This is a genomic window from Wolbachia endosymbiont (group A) of Anthophora plumipes, assembly GCF_964028115.1.
In the GTDB taxonomy this organism is placed as follows: Bacteria; Pseudomonadota; Alphaproteobacteria; order Rickettsiales; family Anaplasmataceae; genus Wolbachia.
In genome coordinates this window covers 103,239-126,718 of sequence record NZ_OZ034756.1, presented here as the reverse complement: position 1 = coordinate 126,718, position 23,480 = coordinate 103,239, and the positions used below count along the sequence as shown (strand labels likewise).

Below are 23,480 nucleotides of genomic sequence, written 5' to 3'. Positions count from 1 at the left end.
AAAGTTTAATTTTACTTTAGCATAGGTGAAATACAAGCATTTTGTTGTTCATCTGCTTTTATTGCCAGCAATAATCCTATGCATATCAAGCTTGCAGCAGTTGTACTTCCTCCATAGGAAAGAAATGGCAGTGGATCGCCTATCACAGGCAAGAGGCCTATTGACATTCCAATGTTTATAAAAAAATGAGCGCCAAAAAAAGCAAAAATCCCGATAGATACTAACTTAGAAAAATAATTTTTCGACCTATAAGCGATAGAGAAAATTATGCCAAGTAATGAGGTATAAAGCAAAATTAAAGCCATGCTACCTAAAAAGCCCCACTCCTCACTCAGCACTGCAAAAGCAAAATCCGTACGTTTCTCCGGCAAAAATCCAAGTTGAGTTTGACTTCCGTTAACAAAGCCCTTACCAAGCAAACCTCCTGAACCAATAGCTATCTGAGATTGCTGCGCATTATAACCTATTCCAAGTGGATCCACTGATGAATCCAAAAACGACAATATCCTTTGCTTGTGATAAGGACGTAAAAAAGGCCAAATAGCCGGTACTGCAAAAATGCCAAGCGTCCCACAAATTACTAAATGAGCTCTTTTTATTACTGCTGTGAATATAATTGATGCTCCTATAAACAACATTATCACAGCTGTGCCTAAATTAGGTTGCTTTAACACCAAGAATACAGGCAAGAAAATAATTATTACCGCCTTAAGCAATCTTTTAAATTCCATCATTTTATACACACTTTGCTTATCAAAATAACGAGCAAGCGCAAGTATTAAGCCTACTTTTGCAAATTCTGATGGTTGCAAACTAATTGACCCAATTCTTATCCACCTCGTCGCACCCATTATGTGCGAGCCAAAAAAATTTACTGCTAATAGCGAAATCGCTGCTGCTATATAAAAAAAGTAGGCGTGCTTCAAATAAAAATCTAGCTCTATGAATGACATAGCTATAGCGAGTAGGAAAAAGAAGGAAAATATGACTATTTGGTGAATTGCAAATGGTACCCACTTTCCTCCAGCAGAAGAGTATTGAACAGCAATGCCAACGCAAAACAGCACTATCACGTTAATGACTAATAACCAATGAATCTTCTTCAGCCTATCCACACTTATAACCTTAAAGTATAGTAAAATATGAAACAAAGATAAAAATCAAAAAACCAACTTCTCAACTACTAACCGAATTGGAGTGCTATATATTCCAGTTACTATTGTTAAAGCTGCCATAAACAATAGACAGAAAAGCATAGGAAATGGCACATCATTAATTTTGCCTAGTGTCATTCCAGCGCTTGATGCTGCACTATTTTCAAAATACATTTTCTCTACCATCTTCCACATGTATATTAGTGCAAGAAAAGAACCGGCAGCAAAAGCTATCAGGGAAATCCACGCGCGAGATTCTATAACTGCTTTCATTATATACCATTTGCTTACAAAGCCATTTGTTAGCGGCACACCGACTAATGCTAAACTAAGTAGAGTAAACGCAAGTGCTGTATAAGGCATTGATTTCTTGAGTCCCGATAAATTCTCTATTTTTGTTGTATCAAATTTGTAAGAAATACATCCTGCAGCCATGAATAAAGATGTTTTTATTATGCTGTGGTTTACTATGTGAAGAATTGCTGCAAATACACCTGTTTTTGAGTTAAAACTCAGTGCTAAAATTATATAACCAATTTGGCTGACACTAGAATTAGCAAGCAGTCTTCTTATATCTTTTGCAGTTATTGCAGATATTGACCCAAATATAACAGCGCAAAGTGCGAGGATAATTATCACGTTGCTTAGTGATGGTTTAAATAAGAAGAAATTCTGATGGAAAACAGTATAGAAGATCCTAATGAAAACATATATCATCACTTTTGTCACTGTGCCTGAAAAGAATATGCTAATGAAACTTGGCGCCTCACTATATGCATTAATCAGCCACCTGCTTAATGGAAACAGTGCCATTTTAATTGAGAGACCAACAAAAATGAACAATGTGCCAAGTTTTATGATGTTGTTATCGTATAATGGAACTATTCTTTCAGCCATGTCAGACATATTGAGCGTTCCTGTCATGGAGTACAAAAGCCCAACACCAAACAAGTAAAACGTTGCCCCTATAGTGCCACTAATTAGATATTCAAATGCTGCAACCAAGGCTTTTTTATCCCTTCCCATTGAAACTAATACATAAGAAGAAAGAGATGAAATTTCCAAAAAAACATAAAGATTGAATATGTCGTTTGTTACTAGAATCCCGAGCAGTCCGCTTAAGCACAGTAGAAATAGAGAGTAAAAACCAGTGATTTTGTTTTTGCTAATTTCTTTTTCGTTAATATAAAAGCTATAAAGCACGCTAATCAGCGCTATAAAATTCACCAAAGTTAGAATCAAGGAGTTTAACACGTCGATTCTTAACTCTATTCCATGCGGAGGAGCCCAATTTCCAAGGTGATAAGTTATAATCTCGCCTCTATATGTTTTTATGAGTAGTATTGATGAAATGATAAGAGTGATTGTTGTTGCAATAAAAGAAATAAACCAAGATACCTTGTGTTTCTTGGTAAGAAAGCAAAACATTGATGCAATTATTGGTATAATAACTTGTAAAATTGATAATTGCATTAAATTGTTGTTAATATATCGTTAAAGTATTAGTATATATAATACTTTTCGTTTTAATACTCTTATGTTATCTAAAATTTGTAACGCAATAAAACGCCTATTACGAAGAGAAGATAAATTTGTAGGAAGAGATGAAAATGGAAATTCTTACTATGAATCAAGTAAAGGGAAAAGGTGGATTATGTATAGCAGTGTTTCTGAGCCTACAACAGTGTCTCCGGAATGGCATATATGGCTTCACTATACTGATAATGTAGTACCAGTTAATAATAAAAAAAGAAAAGTAAAACATACTCCTAATTTAACGGGTACAAAAGATGCATACTATCCAAACCAAAAAGTGAAAAATTACTATAAAAGCTGGAGTCCTGATAACTAAAGATGCGAAGGTCAAATATACTTGAAATAACCGCTGGATTATTTGTATTAATTTTCACTATTTTTCTGGTTTTCTTTGCTATTGATAAGCTATCTTACATAAAGAAAAACTACAAGGATTGCTATAAAATATATGGTCTTTTTGCTAACGCTAACGGTATAGGAGTTGGTGATAGTGTCAAGATCTCTGGTGTGGACGTTGGAAGCATAACTGGTGTGTCACTTGACAAAGCTACCTACATAGCACGAATCGATATGTGCGTAAGCCGAGATATAAAGTTGCCAGTTGATAGCTCAGCTCTGATCACTAGCAGTGGAGTTGTTGGCAGTAAATTTGTTAATATATCACCTGGATCAGATATTAAACTAATCTTGCACGGTGGTAAAATAGAGTATACTCAAGCTGAAGCAAATATGGGTGGAATAATGGACAGAATTCTTGGTATGTTTACGAAGTGAAAATGGCAGGATTCCAAGTATATCCGTTCAGGTGAAGCCTCCTGTAGTTCTAAAGTATTTAAGGAGTTTGCCTTATTTCTTGCCTTTTCTACCCCTTGCTAACCTATAATTGGGGTTTATAGTACAGCTTAACAGTTGCAGTGCATGTCTATCAATGATAAAATGAAGATTAATTTATTTTGATATTATGATTGGTTTACTGTTTGCCGTACTGTTGTTTTTTTGTGGTAGTGATGCACTTGCAAAACAGGAGCCACGTTCAATAGCTGGAGATAATCACATAAAGGTAATAAATTATAACCCACAAGCTATACATAAGTATACGGGTTTTTATGGTTATCAATCCAGCATATTGTTTGAACCAGGGGAGGTAATACAAAACCTTTCAATGGGTGATTCAACTGGTTGGCAACTCCTTCCTCAAGGTAACAGATTGTTTATTAAGCCTATAGATGATATTGCCGATACTAACGCAACTATAATTACCAATAAAAGAGTTTATTACTTTGAACTTCATGCTGAAGAAGCAACTGGACTAGATGATCCAAAATTAGCATATGAAGTAAGGTTTCTTTATCCATTATTTAGCAGTGATGAGATTTACACAACAAATAACGGCGATATCTTCGAACAAGCTAGTCATACCATTATTCCTGATATAAACGACATTGAAGTTGTAAAGAAGGGCTTAAATTTTAATTATTCCATCTCGCACGTTAAAGGCAGTCAGTCAATAATACCAATTAAGGTTTTTGATGACGGAAAATTTACATATTTACAGTTCAATAAAATAAACTCTGATTTCCCGGCAGTTTTTATGGTTGATTCTGCAGGTTATGAGTCTTTAGTAAACTTCCGTACAGCTGACAACTACCTGATAATCGAAAGGGTGAGTTCAGTGTTTACCTTAAGGAATGGATCAAGTACAGTTTGCCTATTTAATGAAAACATGCCTTTCAAAAAAGGTAAGTGATTACTATCTAAAGGCTATAATGCCCGAGATATGGGTGCAAAGTTTTTTCTATGATGTTCTGTAATTCCATAAAGGCCAATAGCGTTAAGGTGCTCTTTTGTCCCATATCCTTTATTTTTATACCAATTATATTCAGGATGCTTATTGTGCAATTCTTGCATAAGCCGATCTCTCGTAACTTTTGCAACGATTGAAGCTGCTGCAATTGATGTACTCAAATTATCACCATTTACTATGGATTTCACTTGCCATTTCACTTCAGGTGGTTGATTACCATCAACTAGCACATAATCTAATTCTAGGTCCAGGTCTATCAACGCACGTTTCATTGAAAGTTTTGTTGCTTGCAAGATATTGTATGAATTTATTTCTTCTACGCTTGCCATTCCTATACCAAATTTTGCAACGGATGTTATTTTTTCATATAGGACTTGCCTACATTGAGGAGTCAACTTTTTCGAGTCGTTGATTCCATCAATAATTGTATTTCTATCAATAAACACTACGGCTGCGGATATTACTGGACCAGCTAGCGGACCTCTTCCAACTTCATCCACTCCTGCTATCACTCCTGATAATTTATTTTCTAATGTAAAGTCTGGGTATTTCATAGGTTTTTATAATAAGAAAGTTATAGTAAAAACTGAACAGATAATAGAAATTATCCAAAATTTCATAACGATTACATTTTCTGACCATCCCTTCTTCTCAAAGTGATGATGTATTGGTGCCATAAGAAAAACTCTTTTTCCTTCTCCATATTTAAACTTTGTATATTTAAAATATGATATCTGAATAATCACAGATAGAGTCTCTATTACAAAGATTATTCCAATAACGGCAAAAAGCATTTCTCTCTTCATTAAAACGCTAGTTAACCCTAAAGCTGCACCAATTGACAGGCTTCCAACATCACCCATAAATATTTTTGCTGGATGTGTGTTAAACCACAAGAAACTTAAAATAGCTCCTATAAATGCAATGCAGAATAAAGTAATATTCATATCTGCTTGAGTTATATATGCAATTAGCCCCAAAAAAGCAAAGGAAGTGATGACTTGAGTTGCAGCAAGGCCATCCAAACCATCTGTGAGATTCACAGCATTAGCAGAGCCGACAATTACAAACGCAGCAAACGGAACATATAGATAGCCAAAGTCGATTATTACTCCTTTAAATAGAGACGTTTTTGTAAAACCTTCAGCAGAGTATAGCTTAAGTATAGACATACTAACCAGAGTTACAATAAACTGAATAAGTATTTTGGTTTTTGCACTTAAACCTCGATAGTGATTTGTCTTCAATTTTAAATAATCATCAATAAATCCAAGTAGAGCAAAAAATAGAGTTATCAATATCAGCAGCAAAATTTCTAGTGTTAACTGAGCCCAGAGTAAAATTGGTAATAAAGAAGAAATCAGTATTATTATTCCGCCCATAGGTGGTACATTCTTTTTTGTTATTAAATGACTTTCTGGTCCACATGATCTAATTGGTTGCCCATCTTTACTTATTTTTTTTAGAAGCTTTATAAAATAGGGAAAAAGAATAAACCCAAAAACAAATGAGGTAAAAAATACTTTTGTAGCTAAGATCATCTGCTTACTTAAATTGACTAAGTATCATACCACCTATAGCTAATAAAGCCAACTTCTGTCATCCTATAGCCTATTCCTCTTTTACTTCATTTTTTCCTAACTTGGTGCGTATAATTACAATAACTCTGGAATGGTGTGAAGAATTATATTGTTATCTTCTGCAAAACAAAATTCGCTATTTTTATCTGTCCATTTATACATTTCTTTTAGATTAATCTCAGAAGAATCATAAGTATCATATTCCGTTTTTTTATGATAATCATAATAGTGAAACTTATTATTTTTATCAAAATAACCAAATTCATCAGTCAATGTAGCCTTTTTTTCACCCTTTCCACTATTTATTACTTCGAACACTACAGCTTGATGGTTACCTAGAGAATCTGGTTCAGCAATTCCTTCTGTAATAAAAAACGATGGCCGATGGCTAAGTAACTCACCAAGATTTAGGTTACGTTTTTCTTTCATACAACTCAAACTTATGAATTTATATTCATCTGAAACGTTCGAATACTGTGGATCGTATTTTTTATATTCAAAGAATTCATTACCTAAAAAATTACAAAACGTTAATTTATAATCATCATTATTAAATTTAACAACTTTTAAATAGTGAAAATCTCTTGGGATAACTACCTTCTCTTGTGTAACATGATTACGCATGACCAATTGATCATTGAACATGTAGTAACCTATTTTTGGAAGAGTAGCTATGGGCTTATCATTCAAGGCAACATTTGCTTCATAGATGTTATCCGATAACTCTTCCCCTTTTTGCAAAGTGAATTTCTGCTTTTCGTTGTTAGTCTCGGTTAAATTGCCTATTATTGTTGATACATCACTTATTGTTAATACATCACATTTATCTTTTGTGTATTGATATTTATAGCAACCAACATCTTTACACACTGAAAGACACTTTCCATTTTTGTCTGATATATAGATATAATCACCTTCTATTGTAAAATAAAGTCCACCATTTTCTCCTTTGATCTTCTGTAGTACTGGATCATTTTCATCATTAAAATTGATGAAGTTTAGTACTTCAGTTGTTGTACTGTGTCTAGAAATGGGTAATTTGGCACCAAAATATGGAATATCTTCTATGTGGTAAAGCGAAATCTCTATTGGTTTTGATCTAAGCTTTTCTATAATATTGTCCCTGTTTGCACTTATGATATCTTCTTGCTGTATAATAAGATTCTCTTCTTCACCATCTTTATTTTTCACTTTCAGAGGTGATTTTCCCTTATATAAAACTATTTCATCACCCAGCTTCTGTAACTTTAAATCACTAATAATATCACCCAACTCAGCCGTACCAATGTGTGAACGAATAGTATACTTGTTGTTATTAATCTCTAACCTGTAATATGCAGTAGGAAGTTTAATCAGCTTCTTATAGAGCGGATCTTTATTATCTATTCTAAATGTATTTCCCATACTATTACCTTAAACAATTAACAGCCTTCAGATCAATCGCCTTGAAACTACTTGGAGGAGTGACATCGCTCATAAAACTCCTTGGCTGCTCGTTATCTGTTGCTGTTTTCTCAATATTAACAAACCCCCTTTGTTGCTCATTGTTTTCTAATGTTCTTTCCATACGATCTTTGAAAGTAGTCAAAAATCTATCAGTTTGTTTGTAATTTGGACATGATTTTTTTGCAGATAAATATAAGAGTTTTAACAGCTCATTACGACTTTCATCATTAAATAATGACCTATCTAGAATGGTTGACTGTAGTTTTACTGGATCAAAATTTAGGCTTTTCTTTGGAATGCCGCATTTTGAAGCTGTTTCTTCTAATACTTTTTCAAATTTTATAGCAATATCTGCTGCATCTATTATTTTTACCACTTGATTAAGCTCTTGTATTTTATTCTCTATTTTATATTCATCTTGTTTTACAAAAGGATAAAAGAAATTTATTACTTGAGATATAAATGAAGTTGGTCTACCTGCTCCACTTGTCACTGGCAGATTGTCTGAATTTTTAATTTCCCTCTTCTTTATACGTGCAGTACAAACTTGATCTGTAGGTTTTGTTTTACAAAATATATCCTTTACCTTACTATAAAGTGCTTGAGTATTTTGTTCTGATTGAAATGCTTTATCAGAAAAATTGTCAGCCTCTTCTTTAAAATCTTTAGCTTCTTTGGCAGATTTTTCAGAAGCGCTTTTAGCTACCTCTGCTGCTTTCTGAGCATTCTGAATTTCAATTTTTGTTTGATTCATCTTGCGCAGAAACTGATCAGCAACTGCAGCACCTATTCCATCTTCTCCCTTTGAGCCTTTAGGACCAGGCGCTCCTGTGTTGCCTTTAGGACCTACTAGACCTTGAGCACCTTTTTCTCCTTGCGTGCCATTAAAGCCTTGTGGACCTGGCAATCCATCCATTCCTGGTGCTCCAATTTCACCTCTATCTCCCTTGAGACCAAGATCACCTTTTATTCCAGGCATCCCTGGTAATCCATCTACTCCTTTGTCACCTTTTAATCCATCTGTACCTGGCACTCCGGTATCTCCTTTATCACCCATATCGCCTTTTGGACCTATGTCTCCCTGATCACCTTTTATTCCAGGCATCCCTGGTAATCCATCTACTCCTTTGTCACCTTTTAATCCAGCCGTACCCGGCGCTCCGGTATCTCCTTTATCACCCATATCGCCTTTTGGACCAGCATCCCCTTTATTACCAGACACACCTGGCGCTCCATCTACTCCTTTGTCACCTTTTAATCCAGCCGTACCCGGCGCTCCGGTATCTCCTTTATCACCCATATCGCCTTTTGGACCAGCATCCCCTTTATTACCAGACACACCTGGCGCTCCATCTGTACCTGAAGCACCATCTACTCCTTGAGGACCTATATCTCCCTGATTACCTTTTATTCCAGGCATCCCTGGTAATCCATCTACTCCTTTGTCACCTTTTGGACCTACTCGACCTTGAGCACCTTTTTCTCCTTGCGTGCCATTAAAGCCTTGTAGACCTGGCAATCCATCCATTCCTGGTGCTCCAATTTCACCTCTATCTCCCTTGAGACCAAGATCACCTTTTATTCCAGGCATCCCTGGTAATCCAACATCACCTTTCTCCCCTTGCATGCCATTCAAGCCTTGTGGACCTTGTATTCCTGGCAATCCATCTACTCCTTTTGCACCCATATCCCCTTGATCACCTCTAGGACCTACTAGACCTTGAGGACCTGTATCTCCCTTTGCTCCCGGCAATCCATCTGTTCCTGGTGCTCCAAATTCACCTTTATCCCCTTTTAGACCTGAGAACCTTTCTCCCCTTGCGTACCATTAAAGCCTTGAGAACCTTGTATACCTTCGTCACCTTTTTCTCCAGGTATTCCTGGCGCTCCATCTGCTCCTTTATCTCCCTTACCACCTTTTGGTCCTTGAACTTTTCCTGGATTTTTCCTTAATTCTTCTGAAATGCTTTTTGTTAGCTCAGTACTGTTTGCAAGTTTCTCTACCAATGTATCATTGTCAGCACTACTTAGTAACGCGTCTGCTAACTCTTGAGCTCTGTCATCAATTAGTTTAGTAGCTATTCCTTCGTGAATATTTTCATCATAAAGTCTTCCTATAATCTGTTGCTCTAGCAGTAAATTTCCACCTTTATCACGATATTCAAGTACTTTATTCGCAATGGTTTCATTGTCAATTAATTTTTGTGCAACCCCAGTATGCAGACTTGAACTGCCTGCAAGTTCTTCCATTAACATTTTTCCACTGGAATCAGTGAAGTTAAGCATCATCTCCTTAAACCCAGTGGCTCTAGTAGTGACTAGCTTATCTGCAACTTCTTCAGGATTTGCATCCATGCCACTATGCCCTTGTTCACCCTTTGCGCCTCTTGAACCAGAGAGGCCCTTGAAACCTCTAGGACCTTGTGGACCTACTAAACCTTGATCACCTTTATTTCCTTGAGGGCCTCTTGGACCTGCATTTCCTTGGTCACCTTTTTCTCCAGGCATTCCTGGCAACCCAGTATCCCCTTTATTACCAGACACACCTGGCGCTCCAGCAACTCCTTGAGGACCTACTGGACCTGAATCTCCTTTATCACCTTTAGGACCTACTCGACCTTGAGCACCTTTTTCTCCTTGCGTGCCATTAAAGCCTTGTGGACCGGTTTCTCCTTTTAGTCCAGCCGTACCCGGCGCTCCGGTTTTACCTTGTTCGCCTTGTGAACCAGGTTCACCTTTCCAACCTCTTGGTCCTTGGGGACCAGCTTTTCCCAGTTCTCCCTTTTTACCCTCTGGACCTATTGGCCCTTGAGGACCACTAATACTTTTCTCTCCCTTTGTTCCACTTGGACCTTGTGGGCCTATATTCCCCTTTGAACCTTTCAATCCCAGTTCTCCAAGATCTCCTTTTGGACCCCGCGGACCAACTTCTCCTTTTAATCCTTGCTCACCTTTTATTCCTGGTTGTCCATCTAACCCTGGTCGTCCTGGTGCACTGGGCTCACCTTTTAAACCTTTAGGACCTGGATAACCTGGCTCACCTTTAGGACCTACTGGACCTGGAGAACCAACTTCTTGTATCTTGTCAAAAGCATCTAATGTTTTAAGCTTAAGCATTAGGTGGAGAAGGGAGGAACTCTGTGCTTCCTCTTAGATATAAAATCTGTAGAGGAGATAAGAATTCCCTTCTCAAAAGTATAGGCTGGACGGTATCGTAGAAAGACCTGAATGGTTCTAATTCTGTATTCACAAGACTAGCCTTACTTTTCATTTTTAATGGTAACGTATGGGGTTATATATGATCAACAACTTTTTGGGCATAGATATATCAAAAGATCGCTTTGATGTTTTTCTCTCATTTATAAGCAAAAAAGGAAAGCGTGAAACTAGAAAAAGAAGCTTTAAGAACGATGATCATGGGTTTCAAAGTCTACTGAATTTTCTACACAAACATAATGTAGAAAAAGTAAAAACCTGCATGGAATCTACTGGTTGTTATAGCGAAGCACTGGCTGAATTTCTACACAATGCTGGACATTTTGTAAGTGTTGTAAATCCTTATTGCATAAAATCTTATGCAAGGAGTAAGCTGATACGACAAAAGAATGATCAGACCGATGCAGAAGTTATTGCTGATTATTGCCAAAGACAGGAACCTTCTAGTTGGACACCACCTTCTCCTGAAATGAAAAAATTAAAACATCTTTATCGTTGCTCAGTTGCGTTAAAAGATGAGTTAACATTAGTAAATAACCACTTAGAAAAAAAAGAGAGACTGCCTAAAGAAGTTGCAAATGCTTGGGAAGACCTTGCAATGAATATAGCTCAAAAAATAGAAACAATAAAAAACTCCGTACGTGAACTATTAAATCAACACAAAGAATTGTTGGAAAATTTTCAACTTCTATTGACTATTCCAGGCATAGGAGAAGAATCAGCAATAGCTATTTTAGCTGAAGTTTCTGATATAGAGGTTTTTAGAGATGCCAGGCAATTGGCAGCATATACAGGAGTTATACCACGAAATATGACGTCAGGTTCCTCTGTATATGCCAAACCCAGATTAAGTAAATCCGGTTCACAAACATTACGTAAGGCACTTTTCTTTCCTGCCATAGTAGCTAAGAATCACAATCCTATCATTATGAGCTTTTGCCAAAGATTAAAGGAAAAGGGTAAGCATAATATGGCCATCGTTGGTGCTGCAATGCGTAAGCTACTCCATATCATTTTCGGTATTCTGACATCCAAAAGTGCTTTTGATCCTAACCATATCAAAAACTACAGGGCTAGGAGGTTGACTGAAGGTTTAGTACTTTAAAATCAAAAATGCTTCCTATCTATCTTATGTAAAGTGGTATCTTACACAAATTTATTGAATGTTGTTGGTTAGTGGATATGTTGATAAGTAAACTTCATCTGTTTTGTGCGTATAAAACTAATTTACTTATCAACATATCCACTAACTATAATCTGTGTACTGTTACACAATTGGAAGTATTTTTTGATTTTATGATGCAACTTGGGAAATTTTTATAATTTTTTTGTTGACTAACAAGACGGTATCTCCTATGCCTGGAATAGTCAATAGAAGTTGAAAATTTTCCAACAATTCTTTGTGTTGATTTAATAGTTCACGTACGGAGTTTTTTATTGTTTCTATTTTTTGAGCTATATTCATTGCAAGGTCTTCCCAAGCATTTGCAACTTCTTTAGGCAGTCTCTCTTTTTTTTCTAAGTGGTTATTTACTAATGTTAACTCATCTTTTAACGCAACTGAGCAACGATAAAGATGTTTTAATTTTTTCATTTCAGGAGAAGGTGGTGTCCAACTAGAAGGTTCCTGTCTTTGGCAATAATCAGCAATAACTTCTGCATCGGTCTGATCATTCTTTTGTCGTATCAGCTTACTCCTTGCATAAGATTTTATGCAATAAGGATTTACAACACTTACAAAATGTCCAGCATTGTGTAGAAATTCAGCCAGTGCTTCGCTATAACAACCAGTAGATTCCATGCAGGTTTTTACTTTTTCTACATTATGTTTGTGTAGAAAATTCAGTAGACTTTGAAACCCATGATCATCGTTCTTAAAGCTTCTTTTTCTAGTTTCACGCTTTCCTTTTTTGCTTATAAATGAGAGAAAAACATCAAAGCGATCTTTTGATATATCTATGCCCAAAAAGTTGTTGATCATATATAACCCCATACGTTACCATTAAAAATGAAAAGTAAGGCTAGTCTTGTGAATACAGAATTAGAACCATTCAGGTCTTTCTACGATACCGTCCAGCCTATACTTTTGAGAAGGGAATTCTTATCTCCTCTACAGATTTTATATCTAAGAGGAAGCACAGAGTTCCTCCCTTCTCCACCTAATGCTTAAGCTTAAAACATTAGATGCTTTTGACAAGATACAAGACGTTGTTGAGCGTACTAAAGAAGATATACAAAAGGAGTTGCTGGATAATGCGAAGCTTTGTGCATTTGATAGTATGCGTTTTTATTATGATAGCTATATTAACCAATATGCAGGGAATTCTCACCAAAAAGCTAAATCTTATGAGATTCAAGCAGAAGCCGCAAAAAACATTCTAGCAGCACCAGAATCTATAAATAAAAAAGATGCAGCAATTATAGAGCCTTTAGCAAGAGTGAGAGGAATTTCAGTAGTAGAGATGGCAAAAATAATTCAAGAGAAGGCAAAAAAAGCAGTAAAAGAAATAATGAAATGTGAAGAATTGGAAGACATCGCCAAGAAGAAAATTAAAGAAGTCAAAAGTGAAGAAGAGCTACAGACTTTGCTCGATGATTTCAGGAAAACAATGCAAGAAAGTTAAAAAGGGAAGAAATGCCAGAAGAATTTTTACACGGAGTAAAGGTTATTGAGGTAACCTCAGGAGCAAGATCAGTACGTACAGCTAAATTATCAGTGATAGGTGTAATTGGTACTGCCCCTGAAGCTGATGAGCAAAAATTTCCACTGAATAAACCAGTACTGATAGCAGGAAGCTTAAAGGAAGCAGCAAAGCTTGGGAAAAGTGGAACACTACCTTCTGCAATAAACGGAATATTTTCCCAAATTGGTGCAACAGTAGTAGTTATTCGAGTTGAAGAAAGTGAAAACAGTGATACAAAGCTCAAAGAAAGTGAAGCTATTCAAAATATAATTGGTGGAGTTGATGAAGAGACTGGAAAATATCAGGGAATTCAAGCATTCCTCAGCAGTGAAAGCATAATACATGTTGCTCCAAGAATACTAATTGCACCTCAGTTTACTCATCAATTGCCTGAATCTGAAAATCCTAAAAACCCAGTAGTAGCAGCTTTGATAGGAGTAGCAGAAAAGCTAAGGGCAATAATAGTTGCAGATGGACCAAATACCAATGATGAAGAAGCCATAAAATGGAGAAAAAGTGTAGGTAGCTCAAGAGTTTACGTTGTTGACCCATGGGTTAAGGTGTTTATTGAAGGAAAAGAAGAAATTTTGCCGTCTAGCCCATTTGTAGCTGGTTTAATAGCGAAAGTAGATAGCGAACAAGGATTTTGGCATTCACCTTCAAATAAAGAAATAAACGGTATTGTTGGCATAAGCAGGCCTATTGATTTTACGCTCGGTAATACAAATTGTAGAGCAAACTACTTAAATGAAAATGAAGTAACAACGATAATTCATCAAAATGGCTATAGGCTTTGGGGAAATAGAACATGTTCAAATGACTCAAAATGGGCTTTTCTGTCAGTGAGAAGGACTGCAGATTTAATCAACGATAGTCTACTTCGAGCTCATTTATGGGCAGTTGATCACAATATTACCAAAACTTATATAGATGATGTGATTGAGGGGGTAAATTCTTATCTTGCAAATTTAAAAGCGCAAGGGGCGATTATTAGCGGAAAATGTTATGCAACTCCAGAGCTCAATACACCAACAAATATTGCAAGCGGAAAAGTGTCTTTTGATTTTGAGTTCACGCCACCATATCCAGCTGAACAGATTACTTTCAGGTCACACCTTGTGAGTGGCGCAATATTGTAAAAGGAGAAAGAGAGATGTTACCAAAGATCCTAAAGAATTTTAACGTATTTGTTGATGGTCGTGGTTATGCAGGAAAAATAGATGAAGTAACCTTGCCAAAACTTACCATAAAAACAGAAGAATACAGAGCTGGTGGTATGGATATTCCAATAAATATTGATATGGGCATGGAAAAGCTTGAAGCAGATTTCACTTTTTCTGAATATGACTCTGAGCTCTTTAGACTTTTCGGATTGATAAACAATAATGCTGTTTCTCTTACTTTAAGAGGAGGTTTGCAGGGAAGTAGTGATGCCGAATCAGTAGTAATTAACTTAAGAGGGCTCTTTAAGGAACTTGATTTTGGTAACTGGAAGGCTGCTGAAAAAGCAACACTAAAATGTATAATTGCTGCCAACTATTATAAGCTTACCATTGATGGCAGAGAATTGATTGAAATTGATGCAGAAAACATGATTCGCAAGATCGATGGTGTTGATCAAATGACTTCTATGCGCACAGCTTTAGGGATTTAAATAAAAGGGTAAAATAATGCAAAAAATTAAATTAACTGAACCAATAAAAATCGATGGAATTTTAGTTTCAGAGCTAACTCTACGTCGTCCAAAAGTTCGAGACCGTTTAGCTGTTGAACGTATGGGTAATAGTGATGCAGAGAAAGAAGTAGCACTGATTGGAAATCTTGCAAGTATTTCAAGAGAAGCAGTAGAAGAACTTGATCTTGCAGACTACAATAAGATTCAGGGAGCGTTACAAGGTTTTTTGTCTCAGCAGAAGATTTAAGGCTGAGCATATTATCACTTAGCTCAATGGTTGGTGGTGGAATCAATCAGTGGCTTGATATGGATATTGAAGAATTTATTACTTGGTTTGAAAGTAGCGGAAAATTATACAAATGAAGGCAATTTCTATAGTAATTGGAGCAACACTGCAAAGCAGTTTTAATAGTACGATAGCAGGTAGCACGAAGCAACTTTCTCGTATTGGTAGTACGATAAAACAACTTGAATCATCAAGTAAATCAGTATCCAAGTTTAAACAATTAAGCCACGATGCTCTGCTTGCTAGGCGTTCTTGGAATGAACTAGAAATAAAGACAAAATCTCTTGCTCAGCAGATAAAAAACGCAGAAGAACCAAGTAAGAGTCTGCAAAATGAGTTTACAAGGTCTAAAACTGCAGCACTGAAAGCTAAAACAGCTTATTTACAAAAAAGAAGTGCTCTCCACCATTTACGCACGGAGTTCAGTAAAAGTGGTAGAGATATAAAATCTCTTATTGGAGATCAAGCTAAACTTGGCTCTTCTATTGAAAAGCTTAAAAATAACTATACAGCTTTAAATTCCGTAATGCAAAAACGTAAGGGAGTTTTAGCGCAAAGAGCAAATTTTAGAGCTCAAATCATGGATACCGTGGCACTTGGCCTCACCCTTGCAGCACCACTTAAGGCTGCAATTAGTTTTGAGAGTGCCATGGCTGATGTAAAGAAAGTTGTAAAGTTTGAAGATACAGATGTAAATGGCTTAACAAAGCTTGGGGAAACATTAAAGGAAATGTCACGAACAATTCCGCTATCTGCAGCAGAACTTGCGCAAATTACTGCAAGTGGTGGTCAGCTTGGTATTGCAGCTAAAGATCTTACAATCTTTACAGACACTGTGGCCAAAATGGCAACTGCATTTGATATGTCAGCAGAAGAAGCAGGCGACGCTATTGCTAAACTTTCTAATATTTATCAAATTAAAATTGGTGAAATGAAAAGCGTTGGCGATGCGATAAACCATATCTCTGATAACACTGCGGCAAAGGCTCAGGACATTGTTCCAACGCTAAACAGGATTGGTGGTACAGCAAGGCAATTTGGCTTAACTGCAGTGGAAGCAGGAGCTTTAGCAAGTAGCTTCATTAGTCTTGGCAAAACTCCTGAAAAAGCAGGTACGGCGATTAATGCAATGCTCAGCAAGTTGCAAACAGCGAGTAAACAAGGTGGCAATTTTCAAAAAGCGTTTCAAGTGCTAAAAATAAATGCTCAGGAGTTTGAGAAAGCAATCGGTAAGAATGCACAAGGTACATTACTTAAGTTTTTAGAAACAGTTGCAAAATTAGATAAGCAAGAACGTTCTAGCGTTCTCTTTGACCTCTTTGGTCTTGAATATCAGGATGATATAGCGCTACTTACTGGTAGTCTAGATGAATATAGAAAATCTTTGCGATTAATAAACGAAGAATATCATGGCTCAATGCAAAGAGAGTTTGAAAATAGAGCAAATACTACAGCAAATAATCTTCAGTTACTTAAGAACTCAATAGCAGAATTGGGTATGAATCTCGGTGCGGTATTATTACCACCTTTAAATTTTACTGTTAATCTTCTCAAGTCAGCAACTACACAAGTAGCGCTGTATGCAAAAGAATATCCAATACTGACTACAGTAATCACGAGTACTGCTACAGCGTTGATTAGCATTAAAATAGCAGCTATATCTCTTGGATATGCTTGGACTTTTATAAAAGGTTCTTTATTCGCTCTTTTATCTACTTGGAGAATGTTTGGATCTGTTATTACTTTGGTAAAAATAGGTCTTTATTCTACTTCTGCAGTTTTTCCAGCAATTATTGCTGGATTTAAAGCATTAACAATTGCCGTGATGAGCAACCCTATGGGGCTGATTATTGGTGGTATTGCTGTTGCTGCAACTTTGATAATTACCAAATGGCAAGCAGTAAAGAACTTTTTTGTTACTATCTGGGAATCAGTGAAAATTGTATGGAAGTCTTTTTCTGATTGGGTAGGAAAATTTTGGAATAATATTACTCAGCCTTTTAAAACAATCAATAATCTATGGAGTAAAAAAAATGAGGCTAGACTAGAAGTTAGATCTGTAAATAACGTTATCAGTGATTCTCTTAAGTACCCCATTACAGCACAAAGTAAGACTGTAGAAAACAAAATGCAATTTAGTATCAATATTCATTCAAGCCCTGAGCAGAATGCACGCAGCATTGCTGATGAAGTAATGGAACGAATTAGAGAACAATTTAGTGGCGCACTTTACGATATAAATTAAATTATGTTATCTCTTGGTCCATATAGATTTTCATTAATTGAGCAAGGCTTTACACGCAGAAGTGAATATCGCTGGCCTGCACTTGAGCGTATTGGGGAAAAGCCATTGCTCCAAAGTATTGGTCCTGGAGAGGACATTGTTGAGCTTGCAGGAGTAATCTATTCAGGAGGGCTGAAGCAAATAAATAATATGCGAAATTCATCGAAACCTCTTTTACTTATTGATGGCCAAGGTAACATTTTAGGCCATTTTGTTATCGTAAAAATAGAAGAAACACAGAAATATTTTTTTCCGAATGGTGAACCAAGGAAAACTGAGTTTCATTTAAGTTTAAAACATTATAGCAATTTATCATCACAAAATAACACTACTGACTTTACTGCAGCTGACAATGATGTACTACAAAACTAAAGAAAATGACATGTTAGATTTTATTTGCTGGAGACACTATGGATTCAGCTCTGGCACAGTTGAGGTTGTATTAAAAGCTAATCCTGGTCTTGCAGAGTATGAGCTTCTTCCTGCAGGGTTAACCATTAAACTGCCTGTAATTCAAAAAGCAATACAAAAGCAAGTAGTAAAACTATGGAATTAAAGTGACACCAGACTTTAGTATTTCAGTAGAGGGAGTTTTAATCACTGAGCTGATAAAGAGTCGATTGGTATCAATGCATATTACTGATGAAGCTGGAGTAATAAGTGATACTGCTATAATTCACCTTGATGACCGTGATTCGTTATTTGAGATTCCTAGAACTGGAGCAAAGCTGAATATTTTACTTGGATATAAAGAAACTGGCATTGTGCCAATGGGAGATTACATAGTAAATGAAATTGTGTTACAAGGCCCGCCACAGGCGTTAAAAATTAAGAGTCATGCAGCAGATTTAAAACAGTCTTTAAAGGAACAAGTGTTTACTAATGCAGCAAAATACGTACTACAGAATAATATCTCTAGGCTTAAAGAAGATAATAAGCTCGCTAAATTGTTTGCAGATAAGATTAAAGAAATTCCACACATAAAACTGGTACTACCTTATCCAGAAACTAATATAGTAAGCTTTAGTATAAAAGCACTAAATGTAACTAATGAGGTTTTCTTGAGTAAGTGCCAAGCTTATGGTTTATTGCTTTTTCCTTGGCTCGAGTCTCATATAAGAGCAGTTACCCATCTTGGCACAAAGGAAATAGACATCATGAAAGCTGCTGAAATTATAAAGGAGGTTGTGTTAAATTTAATATGAGAATAAAAATAGATTTCTTTAGCGATTCAAACACTGACCCTTCAGCTAAAATGAGGGAAGCGATGGCTAAAGCAAAAGTTGGAAACGAAGCTGCATGTGAAGATCCAACTGTGAACGAATTAATGGCAACCGCATGTAAAATATTAGGTAAACCTGCAGGAATCTTTTTGATTTCAGGAACGATGTCCAATGTAATTGCTTATAAAGTACACATTCAAAGACCTGGTGATTACTTGCTGCTTGATGAAACTTCACATCCGCTCATAGTACAATCTGGCTTGATCGCAGCCCAGGCACATGCCACTCCTTTGCCCATCAAAGGTACGAGAGGAATATTTACTGGAGAACAAATTGTTGAGTTTATTACTCGTCCTAGTTTAAGAAATATTCCGAGAGTTGGGCTTGTTTCTATCGAACAAACGACAAATTTTGGTGGTGGAGCTGTGTGGCCTTTAGAATATATTCAAGAGATCTCAAGTCTCTGCAAAGAGAATGACGTATTCACTCATTTAGATGGAGCAAGACTGTTCAACGCTTGTGCTCATACTAAAATATCTCCAAAGGAGTACGCAAGTTATTTTGATTCGGTATTCATTGATTTTAGTAAAGGATTAGGTGCTCCAATGGGCGCAATATTGCTTGGAAGTGAAGAGTTTATTGAAAAAGCTTGGTACTATAAGTTTCAAATTGGCGGAGGTATGCACCAAGCTGGCATTATCTCAGCTGCATGTTTATATGCTCTACGTAATAATGTAAATTCTTTAGAAGAAGATCATAAAAAAATGCAGCACCTTATAGAAGGCCTAGACTCCATAGATCAAGTTATAATTGATATCGACCTATACAAAACTAATATAGCGTATTTCTCATTACGTAATAATTGTATATCTACTCAAGAATTAATAAACGTACTAGTTACAAATTATGGAATTAGAATGGCTAACATAAGAGGTAAAATCAGAGCTATAACACATAGAGATATAAGCTATGAAGATATTAATACTACTGTATCTGCTATAAGAAAGATACTAAGTAATTTTCTGTACTAATTGTTTGCAAACTTCTTGTCAAACAATATTATACCAATATAGTATTATGCTAGCATCTACATAGAGCTATTTGGGAATAGGTGTGAACTTTGTCTTCTTTCAATATTTACTATTCTTCTGTGGATATATGCTGCTTTATTTATCAAGACAAAGTATACCAATTGCTCTACCACTGTTAATAGATACTGACCATGTAAAATTAAGCTATTTTTTTGCTTGCTTTTCTTTTTTTTATGGAGTATCAAAATTCGTTAATGGAATAATCATGGACTCCAAAAATAATCCATTATTTATGTTTGGGCTATGCAATATTACAACTGGATTATTAACCATTGGTGTAACTTTATCATATAATAATCTAACTTTATTACTGTTAACATTAATATTATTAGCTTGGACACAAGGGTTAGGTTGGCCAGCTATTACCAAGTTTATGGTTACAAACTCTAGCATCTCTTCAATTGCATCATCATGGGGAGTTATGAGCGCATCTCAGCAACTTGGTTCTTGTATTACTTTAATTGTATTACCAAGTATAATTAAAATATATGATGCAAAAAGTGCATTTTTGTACTCTGGTCTCTTATGCTTACTTTTTGGAATTTATATAATATTAAAAGCATATTACAAAGAAAGTGCCAACTTTACTACCTATTATAAGGTGCAGAAATCTCAAATAGGTATCAAGGTAACAAGTTCCATATGGTTTCTATGTTGTGCTACTTTTTGTGCTTATATTATAAAAATGGGAATCTTCTTTTGGTTTCCTATAATTTTAAAGGATAAATTACAAATTTCTCTTGTACAATCCTCACTAATAACAGGCGTGTATGATTTAGGTGGAATCCTTGGAACTTTAATCACAGGAAGAATTAGTGATATGTACTTCTTTCAAAATAGAAGCTTGCTGGCATTACTTTACATGTTGGGTATAGCACTCACTTTTATTGTAATGAACTTTGGTCAAAACATAATTCTTATGAACCTTGGCGCAATCTTATCAGGGTTTTTTATATTTGGAGTGCAAGTACTGACAGGTGTTATAGCTGTAAATTGCTCCACAAATAATGTATGTGCAATTGTAAGCTTAACAGGATTATTTGGGTATATTGCAAGTTCAATATTTTCATGCGTGCTCTTAGGAGTACTTGTTAAACACTATGGTAACAGTATTATGTTTTCATTTTTTTCCATTTGCTCTGTTGTTGCACTCGTTTGCTTTTCCATATTATCAAGCAAAGACCTTAAAAAACTAAGTAAAGCGGTGTAAAAAACATTTCTCAACAGTTAAACTTTGTAGATAGATTTTTTACCCAAGGGATAAACATGGTAACCATATCTTAGTAATAGCTCGCTATCTAATAAATTACGGAAATCAAAAACATTAGGTGCAGCCATAATACTCTTTAAACTTGCAAAATCTTGATTTTTAAATTCTTTCCACTCCGTTAACAATAACAAGGCTTCCGCGTCCCTTGCAGCCCCTATAGCATTGTCCGCGTACTCTATATCCTTTAGAACTTGCCTAGCATTATCCATCCCCATTGGGTCATATGCAGTAATTTTAGCCTTGTTATTCACTAACAATTGTGCAATATCTATAGCTGGGCTATTTCTTACATCATCAGTACCAGACTTAAAAGTTAGCCCCCATATTGCTATTTTTTTATTTTGGACTCCATTTAATAGATATTCTACCTTTTTAGCAATGTTTGTTATATGATTATAGTTAGATTCCTTAACTGAATTTAAAATTTGTAGCTTGACATTGTGATCTTCAGCAAGCCTTATTAAGGCTGATAAATCTTTAGGAAAACATGATCCTCCAAATCCTGGACCAGCTTTGAGAAATTCCTTACCTATTCTATGGTCCATTCCCATACTGTTAGCTAAAAGGTCAATGTCTGCTCCTAATAGCTCACATAAATCTGCCATCTCATTGATAAAAGCAACCTTTGTTGCTAGAAAAGCATTAGAAGCATATTTAATCATTTCAGCAGTAACTGTATCAGTGACTATTAACGGAATATTCTTATCTATAAATGATCTATATATAACTTCTAGTTTTGCCCTAGCTAGCTTAGTTTTTACTCCTATTATTATCCTATCTGGGTATAAAAAATCTGATACTGCAGAGCCTTGCTTGAGAAACTCTGGATTAACCCCCAAATCAAAGTTATAGCCCTTATTAGATAAATAATTATGTATATTTTCTGCAGTACCAGGAGGAACAGTTGACTTTATCACTATTAAGCAATCTTGATTAACTCTCTCAGAAACTTCACTTACTGCATTATATACATTCTTTAAATTTGCATTTCCTAGGGAGTCTGATGGAGTATCTACAGTTATAAATACTACTTCTGTATTGGGATTTATTTGAAAATACGAATCGAAAAATCTTATCCTTTGTGACTTTATATTATTCTCTAAATAATCTGCTAATTCAGGTTCATATAGAGGAATTTTCCCTGATTTCAAAAGTTCAATCTTCTCAGTATTTATGTCAATGCAATCAACTTTATGGCCCTGCTCCGATAACATTGTACCAGATACTAAGCCTACATACCCTACTCCTATAATAGTTATGTGCATTTTATTATCACCTTAAAAATATAGCTTAGCATCTAAAATAAATACCATTAACAATGAGAGTCATAAACTTTTGTTGTTACATTATTTTTCTTAATTGCCTTACCTTCCGAGTAAACTATAAATAAGGTTGACGGTATTAATATCAAAGTACCATGTAAAACACTTTTATCAGGTAATTCATTAAATATAACGTATGTTACTATTGCAGAAATTATTAGCTCTATGTACCTATAAGGTGCAAGTGCAGTAGCATCAGTAAGAGTAAAAGCTTTTAACATAAAGAGCAAAATTAGATTTGAATTAATTCTCAAAATCAGCAGTAATACTAATTCCAACAAGGAAGGCATATGCCAATAAAATAACAAAGGTGGAGTAGAAAAAACAGTTGTCATTAGAGCTGAATAAAATAACATACTTATTACTGACTCTTTTATCACAAGTTTCTTATTAAGTATGTCTAATATAGCAAAGATTAATGCAGATACAATAAAAATAAGAATTTTAGGATTAAAGTCTTCACTATGAGCTTTGATAGTAATAGCAATACCAGCAAAACCAATAATAGTTACTATCCATCTTTGCCAAATTATATTTTCGTTTAGTAAAGGGATTGCAAGAAATATAACAAATAATGGTATAGAAAAACTTATAATCGTTGCAGTTACTATGGGGAAAGTACTCAATCCATAGGTCCATAAGACCATTCCACAGAACAACAGTGCTCCTCTAGTTATTTGAATAGATATTTGACTTGTTTTAAAAGCTTCTATTCCATAGTAAAACATAAAAGGTACAAGGGTAATAGTGGTAAACAGAAAGCGGAAAAAAATTATTTCAAAACTCTGAAGATGTAAACTTAGATATTTTGATATAGTATCATTAGCTACACTACTAAATAAGCTAAGTATAAACCAGATAACCCCAAACAAATAAGCTCTCAGTCTATAATCCATAAAGCTTCTGATT

The 23,480-nt window shown here is 35.5% G+C and carries 23 protein-coding genes and 1 pseudogene; 14 read left to right on the top strand and 10 right to left on the bottom strand.

The genetic code is table 11. The features are described 5' to 3' along the window. Nucleotides 1-11: 11 nt before the first annotated feature. Nucleotides 12-1,115, bottom strand: a complete 1,104-nt coding sequence (gene rodA / locus ABWU75_RS00660; protein ID WP_253309566.1) for a rod shape-determining protein RodA — start codon at nucleotides 1,113-1,115, stop codon at nucleotides 12-14. Between the two features lie 45 nt (nucleotides 1,116-1,160). Beyond that, nucleotides 1,161-2,627, bottom strand: a complete 1,467-nt coding sequence (locus ABWU75_RS00655) for a proton-conducting transporter membrane subunit (protein ID WP_353286859.1) — start codon at nucleotides 2,625-2,627, stop codon at nucleotides 1,161-1,163. Between the two features lie 64 nt (nucleotides 2,628-2,691). Here ABWU75_RS00655 and ABWU75_RS00650 point away from each other — a divergent pair, with 64 nt between their 5' ends. From ABWU75_RS00650 to virB9, 3 genes are all read left to right on the top strand, one after another. After that, on the top strand, nucleotides 2,692-3,006 hold the full coding sequence (locus tag ABWU75_RS00650; RefSeq protein WP_264731730.1) for an NADH-ubiquinone oxidoreductase subunit NDUFA12 family protein: 315 nt from the start codon (nucleotides 2,692-2,694) through the stop codon (nucleotides 3,004-3,006). A 2-nt stretch (nucleotides 3,007-3,008) separates the two neighbouring features. Then, complete coding sequence (gene mlaD, locus ABWU75_RS00645; protein WP_264731726.1) at nucleotides 3,009-3,464, top strand: outer membrane lipid asymmetry maintenance protein MlaD; 456 nt, start codon at nucleotides 3,009-3,011, stop codon at nucleotides 3,462-3,464. 187 nt (nucleotides 3,465-3,651) lie between these two features. Then, nucleotides 3,652-4,437, top strand: coding sequence for a P-type conjugative transfer protein VirB9 (gene virB9, locus ABWU75_RS00640; RefSeq protein ID WP_253309562.1), 786 nt, complete (start codon nucleotides 3,652-3,654; stop codon nucleotides 4,435-4,437). Nucleotides 4,438-4,451: 14 nt separating this feature from the next. Here the strand turns inward: virB9 and ABWU75_RS00635 are convergent, their stop codons facing one another. The 5 genes from ABWU75_RS00635 to ABWU75_RS00615 all read right to left on the bottom strand — a co-directional run bounded on the left by ABWU75_RS00635 (nucleotide 4,452) and on the right by ABWU75_RS00615 (nucleotide 10,637). Next, the gene (locus ABWU75_RS00635; RefSeq protein WP_010082329.1) at nucleotides 4,452-5,048 is read right to left on the bottom strand and encodes a ribonuclease HII; all 597 of its coding nucleotides are present in this window, start codon (nucleotides 5,046-5,048) and stop codon (nucleotides 4,452-4,454) included. 6 nt (nucleotides 5,049-5,054) lie between these two features. Continuing rightward, nucleotides 5,055-6,035: a phospho-N-acetylmuramoyl-pentapeptide-transferase gene (gene mraY, locus ABWU75_RS00630; protein WP_253309561.1), complete on the bottom strand. Its 981-nt coding sequence runs from the start codon at nucleotides 6,033-6,035 to the stop codon at nucleotides 5,055-5,057. Between the two features lie 114 nt (nucleotides 6,036-6,149). Continuing rightward, nucleotides 6,150-7,478, bottom strand: a complete 1,329-nt coding sequence (locus ABWU75_RS00625; RefSeq protein ID WP_264731721.1) for a hypothetical protein — start codon at nucleotides 7,476-7,478, stop codon at nucleotides 6,150-6,152. Between the two features lie 4 nt (nucleotides 7,479-7,482). Further along, nucleotides 7,483-9,273, bottom strand: a complete 1,791-nt coding sequence (locus ABWU75_RS00620) for a hypothetical protein (RefSeq protein WP_353286858.1) — start codon at nucleotides 9,271-9,273, stop codon at nucleotides 7,483-7,485. Between the two features lie 41 nt (nucleotides 9,274-9,314). Further along, nucleotides 9,315-10,637, bottom strand: a complete 1,323-nt coding sequence (locus ABWU75_RS00615) for a hypothetical protein (RefSeq protein WP_353286857.1) — start codon at nucleotides 10,635-10,637, stop codon at nucleotides 9,315-9,317. A 181-nt stretch (nucleotides 10,638-10,818) separates the two neighbouring features. Here ABWU75_RS00615 and ABWU75_RS00610 point away from each other — a divergent pair, with 181 nt between their 5' ends. Beyond that, the gene (locus ABWU75_RS00610) at nucleotides 10,819-11,841 is read left to right on the top strand and encodes an IS110 family transposase (protein ID WP_353286589.1); all 1,023 of its coding nucleotides are present in this window, start codon (nucleotides 10,819-10,821) and stop codon (nucleotides 11,839-11,841) included. 243 nt (nucleotides 11,842-12,084) lie between these two features. Here the strand turns inward: ABWU75_RS00610 and ABWU75_RS00605 are convergent. Continuing rightward, nucleotides 12,085-12,717: pseudogene (locus tag ABWU75_RS00605) on the bottom strand (IS110 family transposase); the annotation flags it as partial. Between the two features lie 181 nt (nucleotides 12,718-12,898). Between ABWU75_RS00605 and ABWU75_RS00600 the strand changes: the two are divergent. The 10 genes from ABWU75_RS00600 (at nucleotide 12,899) to ABWU75_RS00555 (ending at nucleotide 21,189) form a co-directional block, all read left to right on the top strand. Then, nucleotides 12,899-13,360, top strand: a complete 462-nt coding sequence (locus tag ABWU75_RS00600; protein WP_353286856.1) for a hypothetical protein — start codon at nucleotides 12,899-12,901, stop codon at nucleotides 13,358-13,360. An 11-nt stretch (nucleotides 13,361-13,371) separates the two neighbouring features. Continuing rightward, on the top strand, nucleotides 13,372-14,559 hold the full coding sequence (locus tag ABWU75_RS00595; protein ID WP_353286855.1) for a phage tail sheath subtilisin-like domain-containing protein: 1,188 nt from the start codon (nucleotides 13,372-13,374) through the stop codon (nucleotides 14,557-14,559). Nucleotides 14,560-14,573: 14 nt separating this feature from the next. Beyond that, nucleotides 14,574-15,074 (top strand): phage major tail tube protein, encoded by a 501-nt coding sequence (locus ABWU75_RS00590; protein ID WP_065094343.1) that lies wholly within the window; start codon nucleotides 14,574-14,576, stop codon nucleotides 15,072-15,074. A gap of 16 nt (nucleotides 15,075-15,090) precedes the next feature. Further along, entirely contained in the window at nucleotides 15,091-15,342 is a 252-nt protein-coding gene (locus tag ABWU75_RS00585; RefSeq protein ID WP_065094344.1) for a phage tail assembly protein, read from the top strand. 112 nt (nucleotides 15,343-15,454) lie between these two features. Continuing rightward, entirely contained in the window at nucleotides 15,455-17,626 is a 2,172-nt protein-coding gene (locus ABWU75_RS00580) for a phage tail tape measure protein (protein WP_265017787.1), read from the top strand. 3 nt (nucleotides 17,627-17,629) lie between these two features. Beyond that, nucleotides 17,630-18,037 (top strand): phage tail protein, encoded by a 408-nt coding sequence (locus ABWU75_RS00575; protein WP_065094346.1) that lies wholly within the window; start codon nucleotides 17,630-17,632, stop codon nucleotides 18,035-18,037. A gap of 10 nt (nucleotides 18,038-18,047) precedes the next feature. Beyond that, the gene (locus ABWU75_RS00570) at nucleotides 18,048-18,221 is read left to right on the top strand and encodes a tail protein X (RefSeq protein ID WP_245611407.1); all 174 of its coding nucleotides are present in this window, start codon (nucleotides 18,048-18,050) and stop codon (nucleotides 18,219-18,221) included. A 1-nt stretch (nucleotide 18,222) separates the two neighbouring features. Next, entirely contained in the window at nucleotides 18,223-18,870 is a 648-nt protein-coding gene (locus ABWU75_RS00565) for a hypothetical protein (protein ID WP_353286854.1), read from the top strand. Continuing rightward, the gene (locus tag ABWU75_RS00560) at nucleotides 18,867-19,919 is read left to right on the top strand and encodes a threonine aldolase family protein (RefSeq protein ID WP_353286853.1); all 1,053 of its coding nucleotides are present in this window, start codon (nucleotides 18,867-18,869) and stop codon (nucleotides 19,917-19,919) included. Before ABWU75_RS00565 ends, ABWU75_RS00560 begins: the two co-directional genes overlap by 4 nt. A gap of 127 nt (nucleotides 19,920-20,046) precedes the next feature. Then, complete coding sequence (locus ABWU75_RS00555) at nucleotides 20,047-21,189, top strand: MFS transporter (RefSeq protein ID WP_353286852.1); 1,143 nt, start codon at nucleotides 20,047-20,049, stop codon at nucleotides 21,187-21,189. A 17-nt stretch (nucleotides 21,190-21,206) separates the two neighbouring features. Here the strand turns inward: ABWU75_RS00555 and ABWU75_RS00550 are convergent, their stop codons facing one another. Both ABWU75_RS00550 and ABWU75_RS00545 read right to left on the bottom strand, forming a co-directional pair. Next, on the bottom strand, nucleotides 21,207-22,514 hold the full coding sequence (locus ABWU75_RS00550) for a UDP-glucose dehydrogenase family protein (RefSeq protein WP_353286851.1): 1,308 nt from the start codon (nucleotides 22,512-22,514) through the stop codon (nucleotides 21,207-21,209). A 47-nt stretch (nucleotides 22,515-22,561) separates the two neighbouring features. Beyond that, the gene (locus ABWU75_RS00545; protein WP_353286850.1) at nucleotides 22,562-23,467 is read right to left on the bottom strand and encodes a DMT family transporter; all 906 of its coding nucleotides are present in this window, start codon (nucleotides 23,465-23,467) and stop codon (nucleotides 22,562-22,564) included. Between the last annotated feature and the right edge of the window lie 13 nt (nucleotides 23,468-23,480).

Coding starts and splice junctions, on each gene's coding strand:
- ABWU75_RS00655 (WP_353286859.1), bottom strand. CDS start 2,627: ATGCAATTATCAATTTTACAAGTTATTATACCAATAATTGCATCAATG.
- ABWU75_RS00650 (WP_264731730.1), top strand. CDS start 2,692: ATGTTATCTAAAATTTGTAACGCAATAAAACGCCTATTACGAAGAGAA.
- mlaD (WP_264731726.1), top strand. CDS start 3,009: ATGCGAAGGTCAAATATACTTGAAATAACCGCTGGATTATTTGTATTA.
- virB9 (WP_253309562.1), top strand. CDS start 3,652: ATGATTGGTTTACTGTTTGCCGTACTGTTGTTTTTTTGTGGTAGTGAT.
- ABWU75_RS00635 (WP_010082329.1), bottom strand. CDS start 5,048: ATGAAATACCCAGACTTTACATTAGAAAATAAATTATCAGGAGTGATA.
- mraY (WP_253309561.1), bottom strand. CDS start 6,035: ATGATCTTAGCTACAAAAGTATTTTTTACCTCATTTGTTTTTGGGTTT.
- ABWU75_RS00625 (WP_264731721.1), bottom strand. CDS start 7,478: ATGGGAAATACATTTAGAATAGATAATAAAGATCCGCTCTATAAGAAG.
- ABWU75_RS00615 (WP_353286857.1), bottom strand. CDS start 10,637: ATGCTTAAGCTTAAAACATTAGATGCTTTTGACAAGATACAAGAAGTT.
- ABWU75_RS00610 (WP_353286589.1), top strand. CDS start 10,819: ATGATCAACAACTTTTTGGGCATAGATATATCAAAAGATCGCTTTGAT.
- ABWU75_RS00600 (WP_353286856.1), top strand. CDS start 12,899: ATGCTTAAGCTTAAAACATTAGATGCTTTTGACAAGATACAAGACGTT.
- ABWU75_RS00595 (WP_353286855.1), top strand. CDS start 13,372: ATGCCAGAAGAATTTTTACACGGAGTAAAGGTTATTGAGGTAACCTCA.
- ABWU75_RS00590 (WP_065094343.1), top strand. CDS start 14,574: ATGTTACCAAAGATCCTAAAGAATTTTAACGTATTTGTTGATGGTCGT.
- ABWU75_RS00585 (WP_065094344.1), top strand. CDS start 15,091: ATGCAAAAAATTAAATTAACTGAACCAATAAAAATCGATGGAATTTTA.
- ABWU75_RS00580 (WP_265017787.1), top strand. CDS start 15,455: ATGAAGGCAATTTCTATAGTAATTGGAGCAACACTGCAAAGCAGTTTT.
- ABWU75_RS00575 (WP_065094346.1), top strand. CDS start 17,630: ATGTTATCTCTTGGTCCATATAGATTTTCATTAATTGAGCAAGGCTTT.
- ABWU75_RS00570 (WP_245611407.1), top strand. CDS start 18,048: ATGTTAGATTTTATTTGCTGGAGACACTATGGATTCAGCTCTGGCACA.
- ABWU75_RS00560 (WP_353286853.1), top strand. CDS start 18,867: ATGAGAATAAAAATAGATTTCTTTAGCGATTCAAACACTGACCCTTCA.
- ABWU75_RS00555 (WP_353286852.1), top strand. CDS start 20,047: ATGCTGCTTTATTTATCAAGACAAAGTATACCAATTGCTCTACCACTG.
- ABWU75_RS00550 (WP_353286851.1), bottom strand. CDS start 22,514: ATGCACATAACTATTATAGGAGTAGGGTATGTAGGCTTAGTATCTGGT.
- ABWU75_RS00545 (WP_353286850.1), bottom strand. CDS start 23,467: ATGGATTATAGACTGAGAGCTTATTTGTTTGGGGTTATCTGGTTTATA.